The organism is Comamonas testosteroni (assembly GCF_000761245.1).
In the GTDB taxonomy this organism is placed as follows: Bacteria; Pseudomonadota; Gammaproteobacteria; order Burkholderiales; family Burkholderiaceae_C; genus Comamonas; species Comamonas testosteroni_C.
Window position 1 is genome coordinate 432,230 of the sequence record NZ_AWOR01000001.1, and the last position, 26,442, is coordinate 458,671.

General features: G+C 63.1%; 23 protein-coding genes. 14 read left to right on the forward strand and 9 right to left on the reverse strand.

Annotated features, from left to right (window positions below; all coding sequences use genetic code 11):
- Positions 1–8: 8 nt before the first annotated feature.
- Entirely contained in the window at positions 9–872 is an 864-nt protein-coding gene (locus P353_RS01950) for a 3',5'-nucleoside bisphosphate phosphatase (RefSeq protein WP_034357719.1), read from the reverse strand.
- A gap of 189 nt (positions 873–1,061) precedes the next feature.
- Between P353_RS01950 and P353_RS01955 the strand changes: the two genes are divergently transcribed.
- Positions 1,062–2,804 (forward strand): methyl-accepting chemotaxis protein, encoded by a 1,743-nt coding sequence (locus P353_RS01955; protein WP_034364600.1) that lies wholly within the window; start codon positions 1,062–1,064, stop codon positions 2,802–2,804.
- 134 nt (positions 2,805–2,938) lie between these two features.
- Here the strand turns inward: P353_RS01955 and recJ are convergent, their stop codons facing one another.
- The 4 genes from recJ to P353_RS01975 are packed head-to-tail and all read right to left on the reverse strand — an operon-like array spanning position 2,939 to position 8,070.
- Positions 2,939–4,678 (reverse strand): single-stranded-DNA-specific exonuclease RecJ, encoded by a 1,740-nt coding sequence (gene recJ / locus P353_RS01960; RefSeq protein WP_034364602.1) that lies wholly within the window; start codon positions 4,676–4,678, stop codon positions 2,939–2,941.
- Positions 4,675–5,646, reverse strand: coding sequence for a phosphoglycerate mutase (locus tag P353_RS01965; RefSeq protein WP_034364604.1), 972 nt, complete (start codon positions 5,644–5,646; stop codon positions 4,675–4,677). The genes recJ and P353_RS01965 overlap by 4 nt, the downstream gene beginning before the upstream one ends.
- Before the next feature lie 52 nt (positions 5,647–5,698).
- Positions 5,699–7,072: a sulfatase gene (locus P353_RS01970; protein WP_232776192.1), complete on the reverse strand. Its 1,374-nt coding sequence runs from the start codon at positions 7,070–7,072 to the stop codon at positions 5,699–5,701.
- Positions 7,069–8,070, reverse strand: a complete 1,002-nt coding sequence (locus P353_RS01975) for a Bug family tripartite tricarboxylate transporter substrate binding protein (RefSeq protein WP_034364606.1) — start codon at positions 8,068–8,070, stop codon at positions 7,069–7,071. The genes P353_RS01970 and P353_RS01975 overlap by 4 nt, the downstream gene beginning before the upstream one ends.
- A 160-nt stretch (positions 8,071–8,230) precedes the next feature.
- On the opposite strand from P353_RS01975, the gene P353_RS01980 reads away from it, so the two are divergent.
- The 3 genes from P353_RS01980 (at position 8,231) to lolD (ending at position 10,715) form a co-directional block, all read left to right on the forward strand.
- Positions 8,231–8,701, forward strand: coding sequence for a MarR family winged helix-turn-helix transcriptional regulator (locus P353_RS01980; protein ID WP_034364608.1), 471 nt, complete (start codon positions 8,231–8,233; stop codon positions 8,699–8,701).
- A 78-nt stretch (positions 8,702–8,779) separates the two neighbouring features.
- Positions 8,780–10,033, forward strand: a complete 1,254-nt coding sequence (locus tag P353_RS01985) for a lipoprotein-releasing ABC transporter permease subunit (protein WP_034364611.1) — start codon at positions 8,780–8,782, stop codon at positions 10,031–10,033.
- Complete coding sequence (lolD, locus tag P353_RS01990; RefSeq protein ID WP_034364614.1) at positions 10,026–10,715, forward strand: lipoprotein-releasing ABC transporter ATP-binding protein LolD; 690 nt, start codon at positions 10,026–10,028, stop codon at positions 10,713–10,715. Before P353_RS01985 ends, lolD begins: the two co-directional genes overlap by 8 nt.
- Positions 10,716–10,798: 83 nt before the next feature.
- On the opposite strand, the gene P353_RS01995 is transcribed toward lolD, so the two are convergent.
- Positions 10,799–12,223 (reverse strand): methyl-accepting chemotaxis protein, encoded by a 1,425-nt coding sequence (locus tag P353_RS01995; protein ID WP_034364617.1) that lies wholly within the window; start codon positions 12,221–12,223, stop codon positions 10,799–10,801.
- 170 nt (positions 12,224–12,393) lie between these two features.
- Between P353_RS01995 and P353_RS02000 the strand changes: the two genes are divergently transcribed.
- The 9 genes from P353_RS02000 to P353_RS02040 all read left to right on the forward strand — a co-directional run bounded on the left by P353_RS02000 (position 12,394) and on the right by P353_RS02040 (position 21,621).
- Positions 12,394–13,215: a TatD family hydrolase gene (locus P353_RS02000; protein WP_034365423.1), complete on the forward strand. Its 822-nt coding sequence runs from the start codon at positions 12,394–12,396 to the stop codon at positions 13,213–13,215.
- Between the two features lie 99 nt (positions 13,216–13,314).
- Positions 13,315–13,851 (forward strand): DNA-deoxyinosine glycosylase, encoded by a 537-nt coding sequence (locus P353_RS02005; protein ID WP_034364619.1) that lies wholly within the window; start codon positions 13,315–13,317, stop codon positions 13,849–13,851.
- Between the two features lie 15 nt (positions 13,852–13,866).
- Complete coding sequence (locus P353_RS02010) at positions 13,867–14,730, forward strand: spermidine synthase (RefSeq protein ID WP_034364621.1); 864 nt, start codon at positions 13,867–13,869, stop codon at positions 14,728–14,730.
- 67 nt (positions 14,731–14,797) lie between these two features.
- A complete protein-coding gene (locus P353_RS02015; protein WP_034365425.1) occupies positions 14,798–15,160 on the forward strand; it encodes a FlxA-like family protein in 363 nt (120 codons plus the stop codon).
- 114 nt (positions 15,161–15,274) lie between these two features.
- Positions 15,275–17,077: a GspE/PulE family protein gene (locus P353_RS02020; protein ID WP_034364624.1), complete on the forward strand. Its 1,803-nt coding sequence runs from the start codon at positions 15,275–15,277 to the stop codon at positions 17,075–17,077.
- A 190-nt stretch (positions 17,078–17,267) separates the two neighbouring features.
- Positions 17,268–17,756, forward strand: coding sequence for a tripartite tricarboxylate transporter TctB family protein (locus tag P353_RS02025; protein ID WP_034364627.1), 489 nt, complete (start codon positions 17,268–17,270; stop codon positions 17,754–17,756).
- A gap of 15 nt (positions 17,757–17,771) precedes the next feature.
- Complete coding sequence (locus P353_RS02030) at positions 17,772–19,283, forward strand: tripartite tricarboxylate transporter permease (protein WP_034364630.1); 1,512 nt, start codon at positions 17,772–17,774, stop codon at positions 19,281–19,283.
- Between the two features lie 126 nt (positions 19,284–19,409).
- Complete coding sequence (locus tag P353_RS02035; RefSeq protein ID WP_034349041.1) at positions 19,410–20,717, forward strand: DUF3422 family protein; 1,308 nt, start codon at positions 19,410–19,412, stop codon at positions 20,715–20,717.
- 106 nt (positions 20,718–20,823) lie between these two features.
- A complete protein-coding gene (locus P353_RS02040) occupies positions 20,824–21,621 on the forward strand; it encodes an SDR family oxidoreductase (RefSeq protein WP_034364634.1) in 798 nt (265 codons plus the stop codon).
- Positions 21,622–21,687: 66 nt separating this feature from the next.
- Here P353_RS02040 and P353_RS02045 read toward each other — a convergent pair whose 3' ends face one another.
- Complete coding sequence (locus tag P353_RS02045; protein WP_034364637.1) at positions 21,688–22,584, reverse strand: DMT family transporter; 897 nt, start codon at positions 22,582–22,584, stop codon at positions 21,688–21,690.
- Positions 22,585–22,734: 150 nt separating this feature from the next.
- Here P353_RS02045 and P353_RS02050 point away from each other — a divergent pair, with 150 nt between their 5' ends.
- Entirely contained in the window at positions 22,735–23,550 is an 816-nt protein-coding gene (locus P353_RS02050) for an NUDIX hydrolase (RefSeq protein ID WP_034364640.1), read from the forward strand.
- Positions 23,551–23,563: 13 nt separating this feature from the next.
- On the opposite strand, the gene P353_RS02055 is transcribed toward P353_RS02050, so the two are convergent.
- Positions 23,564–25,228 (reverse strand): Na/Pi cotransporter family protein, encoded by a 1,665-nt coding sequence (locus P353_RS02055; RefSeq protein WP_034364643.1) that lies wholly within the window; start codon positions 25,226–25,228, stop codon positions 23,564–23,566.
- Positions 25,229–25,925: 697 nt separating this feature from the next.
- Positions 25,926–26,441: a signal peptidase II gene (lspA, locus tag P353_RS02065; protein WP_034364648.1), complete on the reverse strand. Its 516-nt coding sequence runs from the start codon at positions 26,439–26,441 to the stop codon at positions 25,926–25,928.
- Position 26,442: the final 1 nt, after the last annotated feature.

Here is a 26,442-nt window from a genome sequence, read left to right on the forward strand (position 1 = left end):
TCTGTGATTTATGCCCGCTGTATGCGGTCCTGCAGCAGCTCCCAGACGGGTGTGAGCTGGCTGGGCAGATAGGGCAGCTGCCCCAGGTCTATCTGCGATTCATCGGGGCTGTGAAAGTCGCTGCCGCGCGATGCGGCCAGTCCGAATTCCAGGGCCAGATCGGCATAGATCGCATATTCGTGTGGGCGATGGCTGCCGGTCACGACCTCCACGCCCTGGCCGCCGAGTTCCTTGAACTTGGAAAACAGTGCATATTCCTCGTTGTGGCTCAAGTCGTAACGTGCGGGGTGAGCAATCACGGCCACGCCGCCTGCATCCACGATCCAGCGCACGGCATCCTCCAGATTCGCCCAGACATGGGCGACATAACCGGGTTTGCCTTCTGTCAGGTAGCGTTTGAAGACTTCATAGGTGTCGCTGCAGACTCCGCTCTCCACGAGAAAGCGTGCAAAGTGGGTGCGCGAGATCAGCTCGGGGTTGCCTGCATGGCGCAGTGCTCCTTCATAGGCGCCGGGAATGCCGGCCAGCTCCAGTTGCCTGGCCATTTCGCGGGCGCGTGGGCCGCGGCCGTTGCGCGTGTCGTACAGGCCTTGGGTCAGAGCTGCGTTATCGGCGTCAAAGCCCAGGCCCACGATATGTACGCCGCTGCCCGAGAAGCTGACGGAAATTTCAGTGCCTGTCAGATAGTCCAGCCCCGCCGACCTGGCTGCGGCTGCTGCCCGGTGCTGGCCACCGACCTCGTCGTGATCGGTCAGCGCCCAGAGCTCCACCCCTCGCTCGGCAGCACGCAGAGCCAGTTGCTCGGGCGTCAGAGTGCCGTCGGAGACGACGGAGTGGCAGTGCAGATCGGCGTTCAGATAGGTTTTGGGCACGGCTTGATTGTAGGCGGCTGTACGCAATCATGATTTGTGTCATGGCACGAGCGCTGTTGCGGTCGTAGCTTGTAACAAAGCTCAAATTTCTCGCCAGTATGCCGATTAAGGATTGGCTACAGCGCTTGTGAGTTTCTGAATTCGTTAAGGCTGCCTCGGTGTTGCTTGATCTATTGAGATGGATAAAAAATGAAATTGAATCAGTTCTCGGTGTCACAAAAGCTGTGGGCTTTGGTGATTGGCTTGCTGGCGGGCTTGCTGCTGGTGTCTGCAGGCAGTCTGATCTATCTGGATCGCGTCTATGTGAGCATCTCCAAGGAGGCCACACGTACCCGAACGGCCGCCAGCATTGCCAGCGAGTGGCGCCATCTGACCGAGCAAAGCGTGGATCGCTCCATCGTTGCCGCCATCTCTTCCGAAGAGAATCTGGTGGAGCAGCAGCGCAAGCTGATGAGTGACGGGATTGCGCATATCACCGAGCTGCAGAAAAAGCTCAACGAACTGGTCACCGACGAGGAATCGCGCAAGGTGCTGGATGAAGTCGCCGAGCGCAGGCGCGTGACGCTGGAGAGCAATGCCGCCGTGCAGGCCGCGCGCAAGGACAATGATTTTGCGACGGCCTTCGATCTGGTTGAAAAGCAGCTGCGTCCCAACGCCAAGGTCTACGTGGATGCGCAGCGCAAGTTTGTGCAGTTGCAGGAGCAACGCAGCCAGCGTGCGATTGCCGATGGCGAAGCACGCCAGTCTCAGGCCTATGTGGCTATCGGTCTGGTTTGCGGCTTGATCGTTCTGCTCGGTCTGGCGATGGCGGCTCTGATCCTGCGCTCGATCATCGCTCCGTTGAATGAGGCGGTAACTCTGGCCGACTCCATCGCTGCCGGCGATTTGACGGCCACCGTCCGCAATGACCGTCATGACGAACTTGGCCGTCTGCTCAAGTCCCTGAACGCCATGGCCGAGCGTCTGCGCTCCGTGGTCGGCCAGGTGCGCTCGGGCGTGGAATCCGTCTCCTCGGCTTCGGGCCAGATCGCCACGGGCAACCAGGACCTGTCGGCTCGCACCGAGCAGACGGCGGCCAACCTCGAGGAAACGGCGGCTAGCATGGAAGAGCTGACGGCCACCGTCACCCAGTCTGCCGACACTGCGCGTCAGGCCAATCAGCTGGCATCGACAGCCGCCCAGGCGGCCGAGCAAGGCGGTCGCGTGGTGCAGCAGGTGGTGCAGAGCATGGGCCAGATCACCGACAGCAGCCGCAAGATTGCCGACATCATCGGTGTGATCGACTCGATTGCCTTCCAGACCAATATCCTGGCCCTGAATGCGGCTGTGGAAGCGGCCCGCGCCGGCGAGCAGGGCCGTGGCTTTGCCGTGGTGGCGGGCGAGGTGCGCAGCCTGGCGCAGCGTAGTGCCGAGGCCGCCAAGGAGATCAAGCAGCTCATCACCACCAGCGTGGACAATGTGCAGTCGGGCTCGCAGCAGGTGGAACTGGCGGGCCAGAGCATGAGCGAGATCGTGGCCAGCGTGCGCCGCGTCAGCGACCTGATCGGCGAGATCACGGCCTCGTCCACCGAGCAGCGTGACGGCATCAACCAGGTCAATCAGGCGGTGAGCAATCTGGACCAGATGACGCAGCAGAACGCGGCGCTGGTGGAAGAGTCGAGTGCGGCAGCGTTGTCCATGCAGGAGCAGGCGCGCCGCCTGGCCGAAGTGGTCTCAGTCTTCAAGCTCGGTCATGAAACCGGCTATGCCAAGGCGGCTGCTCCCCTGCGCCCGGCCAGCCGTGCCATGCCAGCCATGGCGCCAGTGAAGCAGACTGCAGCAGTCAGGCCAGCGATCAAGAAAGCGCCTGGTGGTCCGGCTCCCACTGCACTGAGTGCCAGCAAGGCCAAGCCTGCTGCGGACTCTGACGATGGGGACTGGGAAACGTTCTAAATCAGCAAGTCGGCATCCGCTTGCAGGCCCGCCGCTTCTGACAGGAAGCGGTGGGCTTTTTCCTGGTGTAGGGCGCAGCGTGAAACGGACAGCCGCCGCGTCCGCAGCGGCGGCTTTCCTGGCTGGGGCGGAGATCAGAAGCCCATGTTGCCGGCACCGCCCTCGAAGTCCTGCGCGGCTTCCACGAGAAACTGCACCTTACGTTCGCCGCGCCATTCGTTGATGTCCAGGCGATAGGCCAGGGTGGTGCGCGTGGGCAGCGGGTCGGTGTGGTTGAACCAGATGCCGTCGATCTTGGAGCCATGGTGCAGCAGCTCCAGCTTCAGATGCTTTTCGCCGACCAGGCGCTGCGAGGTGATTTCCAGCTCTTCGCTGAAAGTCGGCGCGGCAAAGCCCTGGCCCCAGACGGCCAGCTGCATTTGTTCGATCAGGCCGGTGTCCAGCCACTGGGGCGACAGCGGCCCGTCGGTCTCCAGCCTGCGCGTCAGCGTGGCGGCATCCAGCCACTCCCTGGCGACCTGGGCAAAAGCCTGCTCGAACTCGTCAAAGTGCGCTTCCTCTATGGTGCAGCCTGCCGCCATGGCGTGGCCGCCAAAACGCAGTATCAGACCGGGGTGACGCTTGCTGACGAGGTCCAGCGCATCGCGCAGATGAAAGCCTGGAATGGAGCGGCCCGAGCCCTTGAGCTCATGCTCCTTGCCCGGAGCGCCGCTGGCTGCAAACACAAACGTGGGCCGGTGCAGCTTGTCCTTGATGCGCGAGGCCACCACACCGACCACGCCTTCGTGAAAGTCGGGGTCGAACACGCTGATGGCAGGCGGCGGTGTCATGCCGTCCTCGCACAGACCCTCGGCCATGAGCAGGGCATGCTCGCGCATGCTGACTTCGATCTCGCGGCGCTCGCGGTTGATGCTGTCCAGCATGCGTGCCAGATTGTCGGCGCGGCTGACATCTTCTGTGGTCAGGCACTCGATGCCTATGGTCATGTCGGCAAGCCGTCCGGCCGCATTGATGCGCGGGCCCAGGGCAAAGCCGAAGTCGATGGTGGAGGCCATGTCAAAGCGGCGGCCCGATGCCTCGAACAGCGCGCGTATGCCGGGCTGCATGCTGCCTTTGCGAATCTGCTTGAGGCCCAGTGCCACCAGGCGGCGGTTGTTGGCGTCGAGCTTGACCACATCGGCCACCGTTCCCAGCGCAACTAGGGGCAGCAATTGCTCAAGACGGGGCTGGTTGTGGCGGTCAAAGCGGCCGCGGTTGCGCAGCTCGGTGCGCAGGGCCAGCAGCACATAGAACATGACACCCACGCCGGCCATGGATTTGCTCGCGAACTCGCAGCCGGGCTGGTTGGGGTTGACGATGGCATCGGCTGGCGGCAGGTGGTCGCCAGGCAAGTGGTGGTCGGTCACAACGACAGACATGCCCAGCTCCTTGGCCACGGCCACGCCTTCCACGCTGGCAATGCCGTTGTCCACGGTGATCAGCATGTCGGCTCCGGTTTCCTTGACGCGCCGTGAGATGGGGGCGGTCAGACCGTAGCCGTCGACCACGCGGTCGGGGACGAGGTAGTCGGCATGGGCAGCGCCCAGCATGCGCAGGCCGCGCAGGCCCACGGCGCAGGCTGTTGCGCCATCGCAGTCATAGTCGGCGACGATGCACAGACGCTTTTGCGCGTCTATGGCATCGGCCAGCAGTTGCACGGCAGCATCGATGCCGCGCAGTCCCGAGGGCGGCAGCAGCCGGGCCGGGGCATCGTCCAGTTCGTCGGCCGAGCAGACGCCCCGCGCTGCATAGAGCTGGGCCAGCAAGGGATGAATCTTGGCCTGCAGCAGTGCAGAGACACTGTCGTTGGGGATGGATCTGGGAATTATCTTCATAGCATTTCCCGTAGATCAGGCAGGCGTTTCGTGCCAAAAACACTCTTTATCTTGTCCATCAGGCCGCGTGGCTGGCTTTGCCATTGCACCGCATTGCGTTCGCCGCAGAGCGTGAGCTTGACCGGTTCGCCTCGGGCAGCCCGCTGTTGCAGCTCGGCGATCAGACCGCTGTCCAGCGCCTGCCAGGACTTTTGCCAGCCTTGCACATTGCCTTGCAGCGCGCTGTGGCGCAGATCATCCACGCAGACTGTTCGGGCGGTTGCCGCGGGCAGGCTGGATAGGTCTCCCGTGCCATGGACCCAGAAGGAGTTGATGGGCGGCAGACCGCGTTCGGCACGCCGGTCGTTGAAGACATGGGTGTAGAGCAGCATCTGCAGCTCGGTCTGCAGACGCTGAATGATGGCTCCCTGAATCGGATCGGGCATCCAGGGGCGCACGTCGCGGCCCAGCGCGCGGTCCATCGATGCGGTGGCCAGGCCCTTGAAGGCCTCACCGCGCGCCAGCCAGAGGTCGGTGCGCAGATATTCCAGCGTGATGCCGTCGTCGCTGAACCAGGGAGCGATCAGCGCCAGCAGCTGGCGGGATTCGTCTTCGTCCAGTGGCGCGCTGGCCGGGTCGGTCTGATGGACCTGGTCCGGCGTGATATGCCAGTGGCAGGGCGTGATGAAGGCGCAGGCCTGGCTGCTGTCTCCAGCCGCCAGCGCAGCCCAGGGAATCAGCCCGGGTTTATCGGGCAGCTGCATGCCACGGGCCAGGACGCGTTCATGCGGGGGAGAGAAATCCATCTCGTCGCCCTGCACCAGCGGGGTCGGTGCCAGCGTTGCCAGCAAGGCCTGCAGGTGAGGGAGTTGCAAACCGTCCCATGCCTGGGGAATGTCGGCAGGGCCGCTGGCATAGGCAACAATGATTTCAGAGGCGCCTGTGCCCAGGGCTTGGGCGGCAGGCAGCAAAGGCGCGGTCAAAGACATGGGCGCTATTGTCGGGCATGGCCGCCGCCCGGGCATGGTGCGGGGTGCTTTGTCACCTCGCCGGCATATTTTTCAGGGTGTAGACCAGGCTGTAGCTCGCGTCCTCGGCAATGGCGGGCATGCTGGCATTCCAGTCGTCCCAGCGCTGGCGCATGGCCTGCATGCGCTCGGGGTGCTGGCCGGCCAGATTGGCACGCTCGCGCTCGTCCTGCGCCAGATTGAACAGGTATTCGTTGTCTTCCACGCGCAGGTATTTCCATTCGCCTTCGCGCAGCGCACGCTGGTTGCGGTAGAGCATGCGCCAGTACAGCGGCCGGGCAAACTCCGCACCGTCGGTGCGCAGCACGGGCAGCAGGGAGACGCCGTCCAGCGGGTAGTCCGGATCGGCGCTCACACCGGCTGCATCCAGCACCGTGGCCGACCAGTCCATGCTCATGCATGGCTGGGCGCTGGCGCGATGGGCATCGATCACGGCAGGCCAGTGGGCGATCCAGGGCACGCGGATGCCGCCTTCGGTCAGGTCCATCTTGCCGCCCACCAGAGGCCAGCTGTCCGAGAAGCGCTCGCCGCCGTTGTCGCTGGTGAAGACGATCAGCGTGTTGTCGAGCTGGCCGTTCTTGCTCAGTGCTTCGACGATCCAGCCTATGCCCTCATCCATGTGATGAATCATGCGGCGGTACTGGTGAATATTGCCTCCCGCCAGATGCGTGATGCCAGCGCCCAGCTGCTCGGCGGTCTCTCGGTCATCACGGGTTTCCCAGGGCCAGTGCGGGGCTGTGTAGTGCAGGCTCAGAAAGAAGGGGGAGTTGCCCTCGCTCATGCGGTTGACGAAGTCCACGCTGCGCTGGGACAGCAGGTCGGTCAGATAGCCTTCGTCGTGGTGCTCCTCTTCGCCCACCCACAGATCGTGCTGGCCCGAGCTGCTCAGATGGGTGAAGTAATCCACGCCGCCCGACATGGGGCCGAAGTATTCCTCGTAGCCCGAGCGCAGCGGGCCGAAGTGGGGAGGGTAGCCCAGATGCCATTTGCCTATCAGTGCCGTGCGGTAGCCCGCGCCCTTGAGCAGCGAGGCGACGGTGGGGATCTCGGGCGGCAGGCCCAGCTTGGCGCCCAGCGGCGTGCCGCGCGTCTTGCTGTTGATGGGCTCCTCGGCCGCACCGCGCAAGCGGTATTGATAGCGGGCCGTGGCCAAGGCAAAACGCGTGGGCGAGCACACGGGTGAATTGGCATAGCCCTGGGTGAGCCTGAGGCCGTTGGCGGCCAGGCGGTCGAGCACCGGGGATACCGGGCCGAAGTCGGCATCGCGGCCGCCGTAGCAGCCCAGGTCGGCATAGCCGAGATCGTCGGCGACGATAAAGATGATGTTGGGACGAGTCATGAAATACGGGTCGTTGTCATGGGGCTGATGGCTGGCGCAAGCGCTCATTCCATCTTCATGCCTGTGGCCTGGGCCAGTACCCGGTAGCGGTCGGCCAGGGTCTGAATGCGCTTGGCGGCTGCATCGCCTGTCAGTCCTTCGTAGACCATGTCGTTGACACGCATGCGCTCGCGCAGCGTGCCGTCCTTCATGGCCTTCTCGAAGAGGGCCTGGATTTTCTGCACCAGCGGCTCAGGTGTGCTGCTGGGTACCCAGGCGGCGAAAAGCACTTCCTGCTGCAGCTCCTTGTGTCCCAGCTCGGCCACCGATGGGACTTCCGGCAGCAAGGGGTTGCGCTGGGCCGTGGTCACCGCCAGCGCCGTGATCTTTCCAGTGGTCACATGGGGCAGCATGGCGGTGGAGCTGATGACGCCGCCGTCCACCTCGCCCGAGAGCATCGCCAGCGTGGCAGGTGCATTGCCTTTGTAGGGCACATGGTTGACCTTGGCCCCGGTGGCGTAGGTCAGGATGCTGGAGGCCAGATGGCCGGGGGTTCCATAGCCGGCGGACCCCAGCGTCAGGCCCTTGTCCTTGCCGCGGGCGATGAACTGCTCCAGTGTCTTGATATTGGTCTTGGGACTGACAGCCATCAGCATGCCTTGCGAGGCGAACACCATGACGGGACGCAGGTCGCCATTTTTGAACGGCATGCTTTTGTAGATCAGCGGGTTGACCGTGAAGCTCGTGTCCAGGCCGATCAGCATGGTGTAGCCGTCGGCCGCAGCCTTGGTGACGTAATCGGCTCCTATGTTGCCGCCAGCGCCGGTGCGGTTTTCAACAACGAAGGGCTGCTTGGTTTCGCGCTGAAGCACTTCTCCGACTCCGCGTGCCAGTATGTCCACAGCCCCTCCGGGAGCGAAGGCCGCTATCAGCCGAACTGGCTTGTGAGGCCAGGCGGCGACGGCAGCGCCATCGACAGATTGGGCCAGGGAGGCGAAGGCGGAGCAGCCCAGCAGCAGAGCCAGGCTGGTTTGGATAAGGCGGCGGGGTGCAGTCAGGCGAGCCATGGAATCACTCTCTTGTCTGAGGGAAGAGCCGGCATTTGCGAAAATCCCCAGCGCTCCCCTTTGTCTCAGTATTGGGAATGCCCACTGTAGAAGTGACATCCACAATTGATCTAATCAACTCATCCCCGTGAATACCCGACAACCCACCTCCATTCAGCAGATGCTGCTGTTTCGCATCAGCCGCTTCTTTGGCGTGGCGGGCGGAATGGCCATGCGCATGTGCGAGGCCCGCTTCGGCCTCACGCGTCGCGAATGGGGAGTGATGGCGACGCTGGCGACCGAGGAGGGTTTGCTGTCCTCCGAGCTGGCGCAGAAGGTGCAGCTGGACAGGGCGCGCACCTCTCGGGCGCTCAGCGGTCTGGAGGAAAAAGGCTGGGTGCTGCGCAAACCTCTGGAGGGAGACCGCCGGCGCGTGGCCATGTATCTGACCGATGAGGGGCGGCGCATGTACGGCCTGATCCTGCCCGAGATGGTCAAGATCCATGCCGACATCGTCTCTGTCCTCAGTGATGAAGAGCTGGCCTTGTTTGACGGTCTGCTGGCCAAGCTCCAGTCCCATGCGGTGACGCTGGAGCAGCAGGAGCAATACGCGGATCTGCCGCGCATAGGGCGCAGCAGGCCGCCCCGATAGAGGGGCGGCGGGCAGTCAGATCGCATAAGGCTGGCGCCGTCGGCAGGGCATTACCGGCAATGCCACAATGCTGGCAACATGCAATTTCCCTACGAACTGGCCGTGGGCTGGCGCTATACCCGTGCAGGGCGCGCCACACGCCGCAATGGCTTCATCTCCTTTATCTCGGGTGTCTCCATGCTTGGCATTGCGCTGGGCGTGGCGGCGCTGATCATTGTGCTGAGCGTGATGAACGGCTTCCAGAAGGAAGTGCGGGATCGCATGCTCAGCGTCGTCTCACATGTGGAAATCTACGCCCCGCAGGGCGCGCCCCTGCCCGATGTGGAGCGCACCATGCGCGAGGCCAGAGCCAACCCCGATGTGGTGGGGGCCGCGCCTTTTGTGGCGGCTCAGGCATTGCTGGCGCGTGGGGAGGATATGAAAGGCGCCTTGGTGCGCGGTATCGATCCGGCGCGTGAGGGCGAGGTGACCGATCTGGCGGCCACCAGCGGCGAGGTGCTCAAGCGTCTGGTGCCCGGCGAGTTCAAGGTGGTTCTTGGTATCGAGCTTGCGCGTAATCTCGGTGTGAGCGAAGGCGATGTGATCACGCTGATCGCGCCCAGTGGACAGGTCACGCCAGCCGGCGTGCTGCCGCGCATGAAGCAGATGACGGTGGCTGGCACCTTCGATTCCGGCCACTACGAATATGACTCGGCGCTGGTGATGATGCATTACGAGGATGCACAGCGCATCTTCCGCCTGGAAGGGCCGACCGGCATTCGCCTCAAGCTCAGGGATCTGCACGAGGCGCCGCGCGTGGCGCATGAACTGGCGGACACCCTGACGGACCGCTTGTTCATCCGTGACTGGACGCAGCAGAACAAGACCTGGTTTGCCGCCGTGCAGCTTGAGAAACGCATGATGTTCATCATTCTGACCCTGATCGTGGCCGTGGCGGCTTTCAATCTGGTATCCACCCTGGTGATGAGCGTGCAGGACAAGCGTGCCGACATTGCCATCCTGCGCACCCTGGGGGCCTCGCCCTCGTCCATCATGGGCATCTTCATGGTGCAGGGCGCCATGGTCGGCGTCATCGGTACCTTGGCCGGTCTGGCGCTGGGGCTGGCGATTGCCTTCAATATCGACGTCATCGTGCCGGCCATAGAGCAGGCGCTGCATGCCAACTTCCTGCCCAAGGACATCTACCTGATCAGCAAGATGCCTAGCGAGCCGCAGTCCACGGACATCGTGCCGATCGCCGTGATTTCCCTGATTCTTTCTTTTGTGGCCACGATTTACCCCAGCTGGCGTGCCAGCCGCGTGAACCCTGCGGAGGCACTGCGTTATGAATGATGTTGTGAAGAACCAGAGCGTGCTGGAGGCACGCGGCCTGACCAAGCGCTTTGCCGAAGGCAAGCTGGATGTGACCGTGCTGCAAGGTGTGGATCTGCAGGTTCAGGCGGGCGAGACGCTGGCGATTGTCGGCGCCTCGGGCTCGGGAAAATCCACCTTGCTGCATTTGCTGGGCGGGCTGGATGCGCCCACCACCGGCAGCGTCAGCCTCATGGGGCAGCCCCTGCACCAGCTCAGCCCGCAAAAGCAGGGCGCGCTGCGCAACCGGCATCTGGGCTTCATCTACCAGTTCCACCACCTGCTGGCCGAATTTTCGGCCCAGGAAAATGTGGCCATGCCGCTGCGCATTCGCCGCGATGCCAGGGAGGACTGCATGGACCGCGCGGCCGAGATGCTGCGCGCCGTGGGCCTGGGCCAGCGCATGGCGCATCGCCCGGCCGAGCTGTCGGGCGGCGAGCGTCAGCGCGTGGCCATTGCACGTGCCCTGGTCACGCGTCCGGCCTGCGTGCTGGCCGACGAGCCCACGGGCAATCTGGATCGCGGCACGGCCGATACGGTGTTTGCGCTGATGCTGGAGCTGGCGCGTAGCCATGGCACGGCGTTCGTGATGGTCACCCATGACGAGGGCCTGGCCGCGCGTTGCGATCGCATGGTCAGGCTGGGGCGCGGGCAACTGGCCTGATCGTGTTCAGCCACGGCAAGGCCCGGGTCGCTGCGGTTGCAGTGGCCCGGGCCTTTTTCATGAAATTCGCCTGAAACGATTTATCAATAAGCGCTGACAGCTGCATTCCTGATAGCGATCGTGGCTTGCTCGCGAGCCGATGCCTGCAGCGGCACGGCGGGACGCGGCTTGCCTGAGCCTGGCTTGGCCGAGACATCCTGAGCCGTCAGGTCGTCGGTGACCTCACGCAGCCTGGCGGACTGGGTCAGCGAAGTCTGCACCACTTCGCCCATGATCTGCGTGACCTGGCGCGATGAGTTCACGATCTCTGCCATGGTGGTGCCGGCTTCGCGCACCTGCGTCACCCCCTGGGTGACCTGGATGACCGAGGTCTGGATCAGCTGCTTGATCTCCTTGGCGGCTTCGGCACTGTGCTGGGCCAACTGGCGCACCTCATTGGCCACCACGGCAAAGCCCCGTCCCTGGTCACCGGCGCGGGCAGCTTCCACGGCGGCGTTGAGCGCCAGCAGATTGGTCTGGAAGGCGATGGAGTCCATCATGCCGATGATGTCGCTGATCTTGCGCGAGCTGGCGCTGATGGATTCCATGGTGGTCACCACATCCTGCACGGTGCGACCACCGGCCTCGGCCACGCTGCAGGCGTCCTGGGCCAGCTCGTTGGCCTGGCGCGCATGGTTGGCGCTTTCGGTCAGCCCCTCCACCGTGGCGCGCAGGGTTTGCGCTGCGGTCACGCGGCGCGTGATGTTGGTGGCGAACTTGACGACCTTGAAGGGCCGGCCTTCGGCGTCGAGTATGGGGTTGTAGCTGGCTTCGATCCAGACCTGGCGGCCGGCCTTGCCTATGCGCAGGTACTGGCCTGCATCATGATGGCCCAGGGCCAGCTTGTGCCAGAAATGCTGATAGGCCGGGGATTGGCTCTCGTGCGGCTGGACAAACATGCTGTGGTGCCTGCCAACGACTTCCGCCAGGGAGTAGCCCATGGTCTGCAGGAACAGATCGTTGGCCGTGAGGATGTTGCCGTTCAGATCGAACTCGATGATGGCCTGCACCTTGGCAATGGCCTGGAGCTGGCCGCGTGCATCGTCTTCGTGCTGCTGCTGCTCGGTGATGTCGGTCGCGTACTTGATGACTTTGCGCGGCTGGCCCTGGCTGTCGAAGATCGGGTTGTAGCTGGCCTGCAGCCACACATCCTCGCCCTGGCTGTTGATGCGGCGGTAGCGGCCGCTGTCATGCTGGCCTGCCGCCAGGCGCTGCCAGAACTGGGCGTACTCGGCAGAGGCCCGGGTCTCCTCGTCCACAAACATGCGGTGATGCTGGCCGATGATCTCCTCGGCGCTATAGCCCATGGTGCGCAGAAAGTTGTCGTTGGCTGTCAGCACATGGCCTTGCAGATCGAACTCGATCACGGCCTGCACCTGATCCAGCGCGGCCAGCTTGCCCTGCATATCGGCGCGTTGATGACTCTGGCTCAGGCGTTGCCAGAGCGTGCTTTGCAGAAGTCCCGTCATAACTTGCTCCTTTGGCCGATAGCACAGGGCAGGGGGGTGAAGTTGCTTAATGTTTTATTTGTTTCAATGTGTGTACCGTAGGACAAGGCTGGAAACTGTCTGTAGTCACTTGACGTGTCATCTGCCGATGCTGCCCTGCGCAGGCAGCCCGGCCGATGCATGATGTGCAGATGCCAACCTGGATAGATACCCATTGCCACCTGGATGCGCCCGAATTCGCGCCTGACAGAGATGCCGTGCGCGCCGCTGCGCAGGCCGCAGGCGTCACGCATCTGGTCATTCCCGCCGTGCAGCGCAGCCACTGGCAAGAGGTGATTGCGCTTGCGCATCGTCATGGCGACAGCTATGCGCTGGGCATTCATCCGCTCTACACGCCCGGCGCGCAGGAGTCCGATATCGCTGCGCTGCGCGAGTTGCTGAGCCAGCAGCGCGGGGACCCGCATCTGGTGGCGGTAGGCGAAATCGGCCTCGACTTTTTTGTCCCCGGACTGGATGAGCAATGCCAGATCTGGTTCTACGAGCAGCAGATCCGGCTGGCATGCGAGTTCGAGCTGCCCGTCATCCTGCATGTGCGCAAGAGCAGCGATCGTCTGCTCAAGACCTTGCGTCAGCACAGGGTTGTGGGCGGCATTGCCCATGCGTTCAACGGCAGCGCCCAGCAGGCGCAGGCCTTCATCGATATGGGTTTCAAGCTGGGCTTTGGCGGTGCCATCACCTATGAGCGCGCGCTCAAGCTGCGCGAGCTGGCGGCCAGCCTGCCGCTGCAGGCCCTGGTGCTGGAGACCGATGCGCCCGATATCCCGCCGCACTGGCTCTACACCACGGCCGAGCAGCGCGTGGCCGGCCAGCCCCAGGGACGAAACAGCTCCGCCGAGCTGCCGCGCATTGCTGCGGAGATCGCGCGGCTGCGCGGCATAGGCATTGAGCAGCTGGCGCAGGCCAGCACGGCCAATGCACGTAAGGCGCTCAAAGGGCTGCCGGCACTCCCGTAGATGGGCAGTATCTATCCTTTGCGGGCGATGGGGTTCATGCTCATCTTTTCGAATATCAGCCCAAGGGCCATGCCAAGCTTGACTGGGCGACAATAGGGCATGACCGAGGATTCTTCTGCCACTCCAACAGAGACTGGCCTGCGCTGGCAGGGGCTGGCGGCGGTGGCTGATGGCCGCACGCGAGCCCTGGTGCTGGGCAGTTTTCCGGGCCTGAAGTCGCTGCAGCAGGCACAGTACTACGCCCATCCGCAAAACCAGTTCTGGCCTTTGCTGCAGGCCTTGTGGCCCGGGCATCCCCAGCCGCCACGCGCCGACTACGCGGGCCGCTGCGAGTGGCTGCTGGAGCGCGGCCTGGGTCTGTGGGATGTGTATGCGAGCTGCGAGCGCGAGGGCAGTCTGGACAGCGCCATTCGCTGTGCCCAGGTCAACGACTTTGCCGGGCTGCGTCAGCGCTGCCCGGATCTGCAGCTGGCATTGCACAACGGCGGCGAGAGCTACAAGCATGCCCGCCAGACCGAGGCGCTGGGGCTGACGGCCCTCAAGCTGCCATCGACCAGCCCGGCCAATGCCAGCTGGTCGTTCGATAAAAAACTGCAGGCCTGGCACCATGCGCTGGCGGCCCATGGCCTGCTTTGAAGATTGGTGTGAAACGTGATCCGTAAAACCCGTGGCGGTGCCAAATCCGCGCAGGACAAGAATGTGGGCAGCGTGCAGGAGCTGCCCGAAGTCAGCGTCTCCGACGATGGCGATATCCGCTATCTGCATCTGGGTACGCCCTGGGTGCAGGGCTCCATGCGCATTCGCGACCCTTTTGATATCGACCTGGAGTATGTGCAGCGCATGATGGGCTGGCTGCTGTTTGCCAAGCCTGCCGAAGTACCCCGGATGCACGCCATGCAACTGGGGCTGGGGGCTGCCGCCATCACCAAGTTCTGCCACAAGAAGCTGCGCATGAAGACCACGGCGGTCGAGCTCAATCCCCAGGTGCTGGCCGTGTGCCGCAGCTGGTTCAAGCTGCCTCCCGACAGCAGCACGCTGCAGGTGGTGCTGGCCGATGCAGCTCAAGAGATCAAAAAGACCGAATGGCAGGGCACGGTTGATGCACTGGCAGTCGACCTCTATGACCATGAAGCGGCGGCTCCCGTTCTCGACAGCGCCGAGTTCTATACCGATTGCCGCAATCTTCTGACCGAGGACGGCATCATGACCGTCAACCTCTTTGGCCGCTCCTCAAGCTTTGACAAAAGCCTGGATCAGATGGCTCAGGCCTTTGGCGAGGACGCGCTCTGGGCCTTCCGCCCCACACGCGAAGGCAATACCGTGGTGCTGGCACAGCGCACACCGCGTGTTCTGCAGGGCGCCGAGCTGGATCTGGCCTGCGATCAGGTGCAGGCCCGTTGGGACCTGAACACCACCCGCTGGGCCAAGGTGTTTGTGCCTGCACGCGATGCAGAGGCAGGCAGCAAGACGGCCAAAGCCAAAGTCAGCCGCATCGGCCGGGGCGCTACCGTGTAATTGCAAAGCCTGAGTAAAGTGATGGTGTCGGTCTTGATGGTTGCGGTTTCCTGCCGATGATATGGACATGACGATCAGTGCCATCTCCTCCAGTTCTGCCGGTTCGGCCCCTTCGGGGGCTGGCGCGGCATCGCGTATCCAGCAGCTGCAAAGGCAGATCAAGGATGCCACCAACGAACTCAAAGAAGTTGCCAACAGCGACGCTGATGCCAAAACCAAGGAGCAGCAGGCGCAGTTGCTGCAGACCAAGATCCAGATGTTGCAGGCCCAGATAGAGGCATTGCAGAACCAGCAGGCACAGCAAGCCCAGCAGGCTGCCCAGCGTGGGACCGAGGCCGTCCGGCAAAAGCAGGACGATGCGGTGCAGAGCAGGAGTCGCAGCAATCCGGGCCAGGCTGGGCTGGGCGGACTGCTGGACGAATACGCCTGAGCTGCATCAGACAAAAGGGATAAAAGGCCTTCATTGGTCTCTTATGCACCGTCCTGATTGGGTGCATGGGCCGATGGCGGTACAGTCAAGGCAGTTTTGTTGCCACAGCCGCCCATGTCATTGACTGAATCCATCCTGCCCCGATCCGTCAAGCCAGCCCAGTACCAGGGGCCACTGGACTGGCGCACGCTGGTGCAGTGGCTGCAGGAAGACGGTGTGATCACAGCGCAGGAGGCAGGGCGTACGGTGGCGCGCTGCTCGGCGGCCGAGAGTGCTCAGCTGCCGCTGGTGCGCCTGGCCAATGTGGGCGTTGTCGGCGCCCAGACGCATCAGCCGCTGGATCTGGAAACCCTGACCCAGTACCTGGCCCAGCGCAGCGGCCTGGCCTATCTGCGCATCGACCCGTTGCGCGTGGATGTGGGCCGCGTGGGCGAGGTCATGAGCGCCAGCTACGCCGAGCGCCACAGGGTACTGCCCGTGCAGGTCACGGCCAAGGAGGTGGTGATTGCCACGGCCGAGCCCTTCATCACGGACTGGGTGAGCGAAGTCGAGCGGCAGGCCCACCGCAGCGTGCGCTGCGTGGTGGCCAATCCGCAGGACATCAAGCGCTATACGGCAGAGTTCTTTGCGCTGGCCAAGTCCGTGCGTGCTGCCGAGAAAGCCGGCGGTGCGACCGGTGGCGCGAGCTTCGAGCAACTGGTGGAGCTGGGCAAAAGCAACAAGCAGCTCGACGCCAACGACCAGGGCGTGGTGCGCGTGGTGGACTGGCTGTGGCAGTATGCCTTCGACCAGCGCGCCAGCGACATCCACCTGGAGCCCCGGCGCGAGCAGGGCGTGATCCGCTTTCGCATCGACGGCGTGCTGCACCCGGTCTACCAGATGCCCATGGGCGTGCTGAACGCCATGGTGGCGCGCGTCAAGCTGCTGGGGCGCATGGATGTGGTGGAAAAGCGCCGCCCGCTGGACGGCCGCATCAAGACGCGCAACCCGCGCGGCGAGGAGGTGGAAATGCGCTTGTCCACCTTGCCCACGGCCTTTGGCGAGAAGATGGTGATGCGCATCTTCGATCCCGAGAACACGGTCAAGAACCTTGATGCGCTGGGCTTCAGTGCCCATGATGCCCAGCGCTGGGAAGACCTGGTCAAGCGTCCGCACGGCATCATTCTGGTCACCGGCCCCACGGGCTCGGGCAAGACCACCACGCTGTACTCCACGCTCAAGCGGGTGGCGACCGAGGAGGTCAATGTCAGCACGGTGGAAGACCCCATCGAAATGATCGAACCCAGCTTCAACCAGACCCAGGTTCAGCCCCAGCTCGACTTCGGCTTCACCGAAGGCCTGCGTGCGCTGATGCGTCAGGACCCGGACATCATCATGGTGGGCGAGATCCGCGATCTGGCCACTGCCGAGATGGCGGTGCAGGCTGCGCTGACCGGCCATCTGGTTTTCTCCACGCTGCATACCAACGATGCTCCCAGCGCCGTCAGCCGCCTGATGGAGCTGGGCGTGCCCTCGTATCTGATCAACGCCACCTTGCTGGGTGTGCTGGCCCAGCGTCTGGTGCGCACGCTGTGCTCCAGCTGCAAGGTGCGCGATGAAGACGCAAAGCCCGAGGATCTGGCCGAGTCGGTCAGGCCCTGGAAGCTGACCGGCAGCTACCAGCCCTACAAGCCCGTGGGTTGTGAGGACTGCCGCATGACAGGCTACCGCGGCCGCATGGGTCTGTACGAGCTGCTGATGGCGACCGAGGCCCTCAAGAAGCAGATTCACGATGCCCCATCCATGGACGTTCTGCGCCGTCAGGCCGTGCAGGACGGCATGCGTCCTCTGCGTCTGGCAGGGGCTTTGCGAGTGGCAGAAGGTGTGACCACCTTGCCCGAAGTGCTGGCCTGCACGCCGCTGATGAGTGAAATCTGAAAGTTCAGTGCAAGTGCTTGCTTCTGGTTTTTCGTAGTAAGAAAAGGCCGGGGCTGGCCTGGGCTGAATGCGGTAAATGAGTACAAAACGTCGGCATTAGGGTATGCCCTTTGTAGGTGGAATCCACATCAATTTGGCATATCTATGAAACGAGAATCGCCAAGTCGTGATTTCCGTAAGGAGACGTTTTGTGAAAATCAAGAGCCAAAAAGACTTTTTCTCCGGTCTGATGTTCTTGGTCGTCGGTCTCGCATTTGCGATCGGCGCATCCAACTACACCATTGGCACCGGCGCCCGCATGGGTCCAGGTTACTTCCCTCTGATTCTGGGTGTCCTCATGGCCATCCTGGGTGCAGCCATCTGCATCGGCGGCCTGACCAAGGGCCCCGAAGGTGGTGACAAGATCGGCAAGTGGGCCTGGAAGCCGGTGTTTTTCGTGCTGGCTGCCAACTTTGCCTTCGGCATTCTGTTGGTGGGCGTGCCGGCTCTGGGTATCCCCCAGTTCGGCCTGATCATTGCGATCTACGCTTTGGTCTTTGTCGCCAGCATGGCCGGTCAGACCTTCAACCTCAAGGAAACAGCCATCCTGGCCACCATTTTGGCGGTCGGCAGCTATTTCGCTTTCGTGTGGGCGCTGAATCTGCAGTTCCCCGTGTGGCCTAGCTTCATTGCTGGCTAATCAGGAGCATCGTCCATGGATCTGATTCAGAACTTGTCGACGGGTTTTGGCGTGGCTTTCACGTTCCAAAACCTGATCTACTGCTTTGTGGGCTGTCTGCTCGGTACGCTGATCGGCGTGCTGCCCGGCATTGGCCCCGTGGCGACCATCGCCATGTTGCTGCCCGCCACTTACGCACTGCCTCCTGTGGCGGCGCTGATCATGCTGGCCGGTATTTACTACGGCGCCCAGTACGGTGGCTCCACTACTGCCATTTTGGTGAACCTGCCAGGTGAATCCTCGTCGGTGGTGACGGTGATCGACGGATACCAGATGGCGCGAAAAGGCCGGGCGGGGCCCGCGTTGGCGGCAGCCGGTATCGGCTCCTTCTTCGCTGGCTGCGTGGGTACCATCATCCTGGCTGCCTTCGCTCCTCCCCTGACCGAAGTCGCTTTCAAGTTTGGCCCCGCCGAGTACTTCTCGCTGATGACCCTGGGTCTGATCGGTGCCGTGGTGCTGGCTTCCGGCTCGCTGCTCAAGGCGATCGCCATGATCGTGCTGGGTCTGCTGCTGGGCATGGTCGGTACCGACGTGAACTCCGGCGTGGCTCGTTACAGCTTCGATATTCCTGAGCTGACCGACGGCATCGACTTCGTCGTGATCGCCATGGGTGTGTTCGGTTACGGCGAAATCATTGCCAACCTGTCCAAGCCTGAAGACGAGCGCGAAGTGTTCGCCGCCAAGGTGACCGGTCTGATGCCCACAGGCGAAGACTTCAAGCGCATGATTCCTGCCATGCTGCGCGGCACGGCCCTGGGTTCGGCCCTGGGTATCTTGCCCGGTGGCGGCGCCATGCTGTCGGCCTTCGCTGCCTACACCATCGAAAAGAAGACCAAGCTGAAGCCCGGCGAAGTTCCTTTCGGTCAAGGCAATATCCGTGGCGTGTGCGCTCCCGAGTCGGCCAACAACGCCGGTTCGCAGACATCGTTCATTCCTCTGCTGACCCTGGGTATCCCTCCCAACGCCGTGATGGCGCTGATGGTGGGTGCCATGACGATCCACAACATCCAGCCCGGTCCTCAGGTGATGACCAGCAACCCCGAACTGTTCTGGGGTCTGATCGCCTCCATGTGGATTGGTAACCTGATGCTGATCATCTTGAACCTGCCGCTGATCGGCGTCTGGATCAAGCTGCTGACCGTGCCTTATCGCTGGCTGTTCCCGTCCATCGTGCTGTTCTGCGCGATCGGCGTGTACGGTACCAACAACAACGCATGGGACGTGTGGATGGTCGGTATCTTCGGCTTCATCGGCTATGTGTTCCACAAGCTGGGTACCGAGCCTGCTCCTCTGCTGCTGGGCTTCATTCTGGGCCCGATGATGGAAGAAAACCTGCGCCGTGCCCTGCTGCTGTCGCGTGGTGACTGGTCGGTGTTCGTGACCCGTCCCATCTCCGCCTGCCTGCTGGCTGCCGCCGTGGTGCTGCTGGTGATCGTGCTGATGCCTGCAGTGAAGAACAAGCGTGAAGAAGCTTTCGTGGAAGACTGATCGTCAACCTGATCGCTGATCATCGTTAAAGCGGCCCTTATGGGGCCGCTTTTTTTATATGAGGACCTTTGTTCCAGGGACTATGGATTAGGGCGGCAAAATAGCTGCAGTTATTCGAAAGATTGCATGGCCTTGTCTTTATTGCCCGCGCAGCACCCTCAGCGGGTCTTGCTGCACAACGAAATTCATGCCCGTCCTGCGGAAATCATGCAGGCCCCTCTGGCTATCACCCATATCGTGATGCTCACCGATGCAGCCCAGCGTGAAGCCAGCCGCGAGCATGTGGCAGCCCTGCTGCGCAACCACCATCGCCCTTTGCCAGATGCGGCAACTACCCATGTGCTGATCGACCTGGGTGCATTTCGCCTGCGCTGGGAGCAGCACACCGAGTTCGTGGCCTGGACCTTCACCACGCCCATGGCGCAGGCCGGCGTGGCTGATGTGCGCGAGCCCGAGACAGCCATCGACGCCGTGCCGCGCGACTGGCTGGCCGCCCTGCCGGGGCAGTGCCTGAGCAGTCTGCATCTGTGGGCGCTGAACGAGCAGGATGTGGACCCGCAGTATCTGATGCGCCACATGCTGCAAGCCGATACTTTGGTCGGCTCGCGCGTCTCCGGCGGTGCGGGGGCCATCTATACCGACTTTGCGATTCACCCCGATGGTTTCTCGCGCATGCTGCTGCTGGCGGGCGCCGACCTGTCCCCGCGCCGCCTGGGCCGTCTGGTGCAGCGCGTGCTGGAGATCGAGACCTATCGTATGGCGGCGCTGCTGGGCCTGCCCGCCGCACGCAAGGCAGCAGCCGTGCTGGCCACAGCCGAGCGTGAACTGGCCGAGCTGGCCAATGCCATTCGCGCGGCCGACCGCGATACCGAACCGGCGCTGCTGGACCGCCTGACCCGGCTGGCCGGACAGGTGGAGAGCGAATATGCGGCCACGCATTCGCGCTTTTCGGCCAGTTCCGCCTATTTCGAACTGGTGGACAGGCGCATTCAGGAAATTCAGGAGACGCGGGTGGACGGCATCCAGACCATCCGTGAATTCATGGACCGGCGACTCACGCCTGCGCGTGCCACCTGCGAATGGGCGACACGCCGTCAGAATGCGCTGTCCGAGCGTGTCTCCCGTGTCAGCAGCCTGTTGCGCACGCGTGTCGAGATCGAGCAGCAGCAAAGCAGCCAGCAACTGCTGGGCACGATGAACGACCGACAGGGCACCCAGCTCAAGCTGCAGTCCACGGTGGAAGGCCTGTCGGTGGCGGCCATCACCTACTACATCACCGGCTTGATCAGCTATCTGGCCAAGGGCGGGCAGAAGCTGGGCTGGCCCTGGTCGCCCGAGTCGACGGCGGCGGTGGCCATTCCGGTCGTGGCGCTGGGCGTCTGGTGGTCGCTTCGCAGGCTGCACCACAAGCTGTTTCATGGTCGCAGTCATTGAGCATGAAACTGGATGCCAGCGCTTTCTGATAAAGCTCTAGCAGTTATTGATTTTGATAGCGTCGGGCAGCTTGCCCGGCTTGGAAACTGTGTGAAAGGACACTGACATGGACTTTGGAATCTCCGGGCGCTGGGCTCTGGTCTGCGGCGCCAGCAAAGGTTTGGGTTTTGGCTGCGCCAAGGCCCTGGCCGAAGAGGGGGTGAATCTGGTCATCAACGCCAGAAACGCCGAGGCATTGCAGCTGGCCGTGCAGAAGTTGCAAGCCATAGCTCCTCAGATCAAGGTCATCGGTGTCGCTGCAGACATCACCACGCCAGAAGGTCGCACGGCAGTGTTCGAAGCCGCCGGCGGCCCGGGCAAGGACTACGACATCGTCGTGACCAACGCCGGCGGCCCGCCTCCTGGCGACTTCCGTACCTGGGATCGTGAGGCCTGGATCAAGGCAGTGGACGCCAACATGCTGACCCCTATCGAGCTGATCAAGGCCACGGTGGACGGCATGGCTGCGCGTGGCTTCGGTCGCATCGTCAACATCACCTCCAGCGCAGTCAAGGCGCCCATTGACATCCTGGGCCTGTCCAATGGCGCGCGCAGCGGTCTGACGGGCTTTGTGGCCGGCCTGGCGCGTTCGGGCATTGCCGCCAAGGGCGTCACCATCAACAGCATACTGCCCGGCAAGTTCGACACCGACCGTCTGGTGGCAACCCATCAGGCGGCGGCCAACAAGACCGGTCAGGACCTGGATGCCGTGCGCCAGGCCCAGGCCGCCCAGATCCCGGCCAAGCGCTTTGGCACGGCCGAGGAGTTCGGCGCCATCTGTGCCTTCCTGTGCAGCCGCCAGGCCGGCTATATGACGGGACAGAACATCCTGCCCGACGGCGGCCTGTATCCCGGCACTTACTGATCCGTGATCGAGTACTGAAACGACAAAGCCCCGCAATGCGGGGCTTTTGTCTGGGCGGGCAGCCGTTTATTTGCGCGACGACACGACGATGCCGGTCACGATCAGCGCAAACGCAAGCGCGTGGTAGAGGTGCGGGGTTTCGCCGAGCACGGGAATCGACAGCAGGGCCGTGAACAGCGGAATCAGATTGCCGAAGAAGCCCGCAATGGCGGGCGTGGCGCGCTGCACGCCCATGCCCCAGAAGCGGTAGGCCAAAATGGCCGGGCCTACGGCGATGAACAGCAGGCTGCCGAGCAGCGGCCAGCCCGGCACCAGGCGGAACTCGCCCAGCAAGGCTTCGCCGCCCGTGAAAAGGCCGGACCAGAGCAGGCCGAAAACGATCTGCGCGAGCAAAAAGCTGGCCCAATGCGACTTCACCTCCTGGGGGCCGCTGCTGCGCGACAGCAGCCAGGTGTAGAAGGCCCAGGCGATGGTGGCCAGCACCATGAAAAGGTCGCCGGGCACAAAGCGCAGAGCAAGTAGCGTCTGCCAGTCGCCGCGCGACATCACCACCGCCACGCCCAGCACGGACAGAAGGGCTCCGCACATCTGCCGGCGGCTGACGCGAATGCCCCAGCACAGCCGGCCTATGGCCAGCATCCACACTGGCATGCTGGAGCTCACCAGCGTCACATTCAGAGGGGTCGAGGTCTTGAGCGCCAAGTACAGCAAGGCGTTGTAGCAGCCTATGCCCAGCAGCCCGAGCAGCATGTACTGGCGCCACAGCGGCCAGATCGGACTGTTCCTGCGCAGCACCGGCCACGCCAGCGGCAGCAGCACAAAGGCGATGCACCAGCGCAGGAAGTTGAGCGCGAAAGGCGATATCAGATCGTGAGCGAGACGGCCCACGATGGCATTGCCGGCCCAAAGTGCCGGAGCCAGGCTGAGCATGGCGACCGTGGCGGGTTTCAGGGGGGAACTCATGGGTTGTCACTGTAACGCGCGGCAACTGGCCTCTGGACCTGCAGCGCCCTGCGGCAGCGGCTGTTGGCAGCAAGCCGGCGGTCCTCAATAGTGATGCAAGCCTTCCCGTTTTGCGAAGCTGAGCACAATGCAGTGCATGGGAGATTTTTCATGAAGCAGCAAACCACGTCGCTCCAGCAGCAATGGCTGCAGGCACAACATGCCATGGCCAGCAGGCAGCCTCTGCGCCCGCGCCAGCCGCTGTGCATTGGTGATCAACAGATTGGCAGTATCGAGGAAGACTTCGCTAGCAAGCTGGGGCAGGAGCTGCTGGCGGTGCACGAGGTCGACTTGCAGTCGGTTGCCGGGCAATGGCTTTTGAAGGGAGAGGGCGGGGCGACCGAGAATCTGAACCGGCTGGCCCTGGCCATGCGCAGTGCCGGCCTTGCTGGGGCGTGGCGCAATGAGCAGCTGGCGGTCTGCAATGCGCAAGGCCAGCAGCTGGCAACCGTCGAGCGTGGTGCCGTGCGGCCACTGGGCATTGCCACCAGAGCCGTGCATCTGGTGGGCGTCTGCGCGGATGGCTCGATCTGGGTGCAGCAGCGCTCGCAGGACAAGGCCAACAACCCCGGCATGTGGGATACCTTGATGGGAGGCATGGTCTCGGCGGCAGATGGTCTGGCCGAGGCGCTGGCGCGTGAAACCTGGGAGGAGGCCGGTCTGCATGTGGCAGAACTCGGCGAGCTTCGGCACGGCGGAAATGTGATGTTCGCAAGACCCAGCGACGAAGCAGAGGGGCAGGGCTATATGGTCGAGCGCATAGACTGGTTCTCGGCCCTGGTGCCCGATGCGCTGCAGCCTGTGAACCAGGATGGCGAGGTGCAGCGTTTCGAGCGGCTGGAGCCGACCGAGGTCCAGGGCTGGATGCTTCAGGGCTATTTCACACCCGAGGCGTCCCTGGTGCTTGCCGCCTACATGGGCTGGTAGGGCGGCAGAGCAGCTAGCGCTGGCTCTCCACTGCGGTGGACTTGAGCCGGCTGGGCGCCAGGGCTCCGGCCTGCTCCAGAATCGGGTAGGCCACCGAGCACAGCAGCGAGTTGATGCGCTTGAGGTCGCTGATCATGTCGATATGCAAAGAGCTGGTCTCTATGCTCGATACCGTGTGCTGCGACAGGCGCTCCAGGTGGGTTGCCGAGTAGGCCAGTTCCAGATCGCGAAAGCGCGCTTTTTCCTCGAGCAGCTTTTGCGCCTCGCGCACATTGCCGTTGAGAAAGACGCTCATGGCCAGGCGCAGATTGTCCAGCAGGTGCTGGGTCAGCTCGTGAATTTCCTGTTTTCCGGCGGCCGAGAACTGGCGGCCCTTCTTGATCTTCTTGTCTTCCAGATCCAGCAGCACGCGCTCGATGATGTCGCCGATCTGCTCCATATTGATGGTGAAGCTGATGATTTCCGTCCAGCGCTGACCTTCGCGCTCGTCGAGTTCGGCGCGCGAGATCTTGGTCATGTAGTACTTGATGGCCGAATACAGGTCGTCCACCGTGCCTTCCAGGTGGCGCACTTCCTCGGACAGTTTGGCATCGTCGGTTTCGGCCACTCTTTGCAGGCCGATCAGCATGGACTCCACCACGTCGGCCTGATGCAGTGACTCGCGCACGGCGCAGGTGATGGCCAGCGAGGGAGTGGACAGGGCCGAGGGGTCCAGGTGGCGTGGGCGCAGCAGTTTGGCCGCGCTTTCTTCCTCGGGCTTGGGCAGCATGGCCGTCACCCAGCGGGCCACCAGCTGGGTCAGGCCGATGAAGCACAGGCTGTTGAAGACATTGAACGCCAGATGGAACATCACCACGTTCTGGCCGGCGTTGGGCAGATAGGGCTGGGCGTACTGCGACCACAGCCCGATAAAGGGGGCGACGATGGCCACGCCCATGATCTTGAACAGCAGATTGCCTATGGTGACCTGGCGCTCCTCCACCGCCGATTTGGCGGTGGTGAGCGCCGCGACCAGGCCGCTGCCCAGGTTGGCACCCAGGGTCAGGCCCAGAGCCACATCCAGCGGAATGGCGCCGGAGCTGGCCATGGCCGCAATCAGCAGCACCACGGCCAGGCTGGAATAGGCCAGCACGGCCAGTACCGCGCCCAGCAGCAGCTCCATGAACAGATCGCTGCTGACCGAGGCCAGCAGGGTGCGCACGGCAGGGGCCTGCAGCAGGGGCTCGGTGGCTTCCACCACCAGGCGCAGGGCCAGCAGCATCAGGCCCAGGCCGATGAGCACGCGGCCGATACGACCGGGCTTGGAATCCTTGCGCGAGATATAGAGCACAACGCCGACAAAGATGAACAGCGGCGACAGCCAGGAGAGGTCGGTGGAGAACAGCACGGCCATCATGGCCGTGCCCACATCGGCACCACGCATCACGGCAAGGGCCGAGGGCAAGGTGATCAGTCCCTGGCCCACAAAGGACGAGGTCATCAGCGAGGTAGCCGTGCTGGACTGAACCAGGGCCGTGACGCCCATGCCGGAAAGCGCCGCAGACAAGCGGTTGCTCATGCTGCGGGCAAGAATATTGCGAAGGTTTGCGCCGAAGACCTGCAGAACGCCGGTGCGAACCATCTGAGAGCCCCAGATCAACAGGGCAATGGCTGCTAAAAGATTCAATAAATGCTTCATGTTCTGCCCGCGAAGGAGCGACCTAATATACCCCTGAGTGAGGTCGGTCTGCCGGGATGGCTCACTCTTCACGCACAAATAAGTGCGGAATAAAGAACACAATAGAACAAAAACGAATTGTTCGAAACATCGTTTCTACGGATGAGATTTCAAAGATGACCGAGTTTTCCGTATATCTGTATTGCCTTCGATGCTATTAAAAAGGTAGGTTCATGATTCCTGCCATGCCCGGCGCCGCTGCGGCGGGCTTCCTTTTGATGCTGCTGGCAGCCTGGCAGCCTTGTCGGCCGCCGGCTTGCTGTTCCGGTGGGGGGGGCGGCTGTTGCGTTTGCGGCGCGGCCAGCCCAGGCCGTCGCTGTGCATCTGGCAATGTGGGGCGGCGGTATCGCTGTCCGCTGCTGGGGCCGGCGCAGATGGCGTGTAGCGATCTGCGGCAGGCGCAGCAGATGGCCGAGCAAGAGCGGCTGACGCAATCACACTGGCTCAGTCCGTGGTCCGGGGCGACATCACCTCGTCTGCGGGCAGCCATATTCAGCGCGATATTTCAGCGCGATATGCCCGAGCAGCGAGATATGCCTGACAGTGCTGCCGAGCCCGTCCACGAGTCGGCCGAATTCGGCCAGAGCGGGGCGCAATGAGCAAGGCCCGCTGTCTGCTAAAGAGACAGCGGGCCTTGCAGATGAAAAGCGGCTGATGCTTATAGGCGCTGGTTCTTGGCGCGTTTTGCGCGCAAAACCTCGTCCAGGATCAGCAGCATGGCGCCCAGGGTGATGCCCATGTCGGCCACGTTGAAGGCCGGAAAATGGCTGCTGCCCCAGTAGAAGTCCAGAAAGTCCACCACATAGCCGTGCTGCAGGCGGTCCACCACATTGCCGATGGCCCCGCCCAGAATGCTGGACAGCGACAGGCAGAACATCTTCTCGCCAGGGTGCTTGCGCAGCTGCCAGACGATGAGCACGGTGGCAATCACGCCGATGGCCACGAACAGCCAGCGCTGCCAGCCGCTGCCGCCCGCCAGGAAGGAGAAGGCAGCGCCCGTGTTGTGCGCGCGCACGATGTTGAAGAAGCCGGTGATGGGAGTCCAGTCCCCATACTGGTAGTGGCTCAGAATCATCTGCTTGGTGATCTGATCCACGCCGATGATGACAAGCGCCCACAGCAGCCAGGGCCAGATACGGCCAAGGCCTGCGGAGGAGGTCTGGGTGTTGCTCATG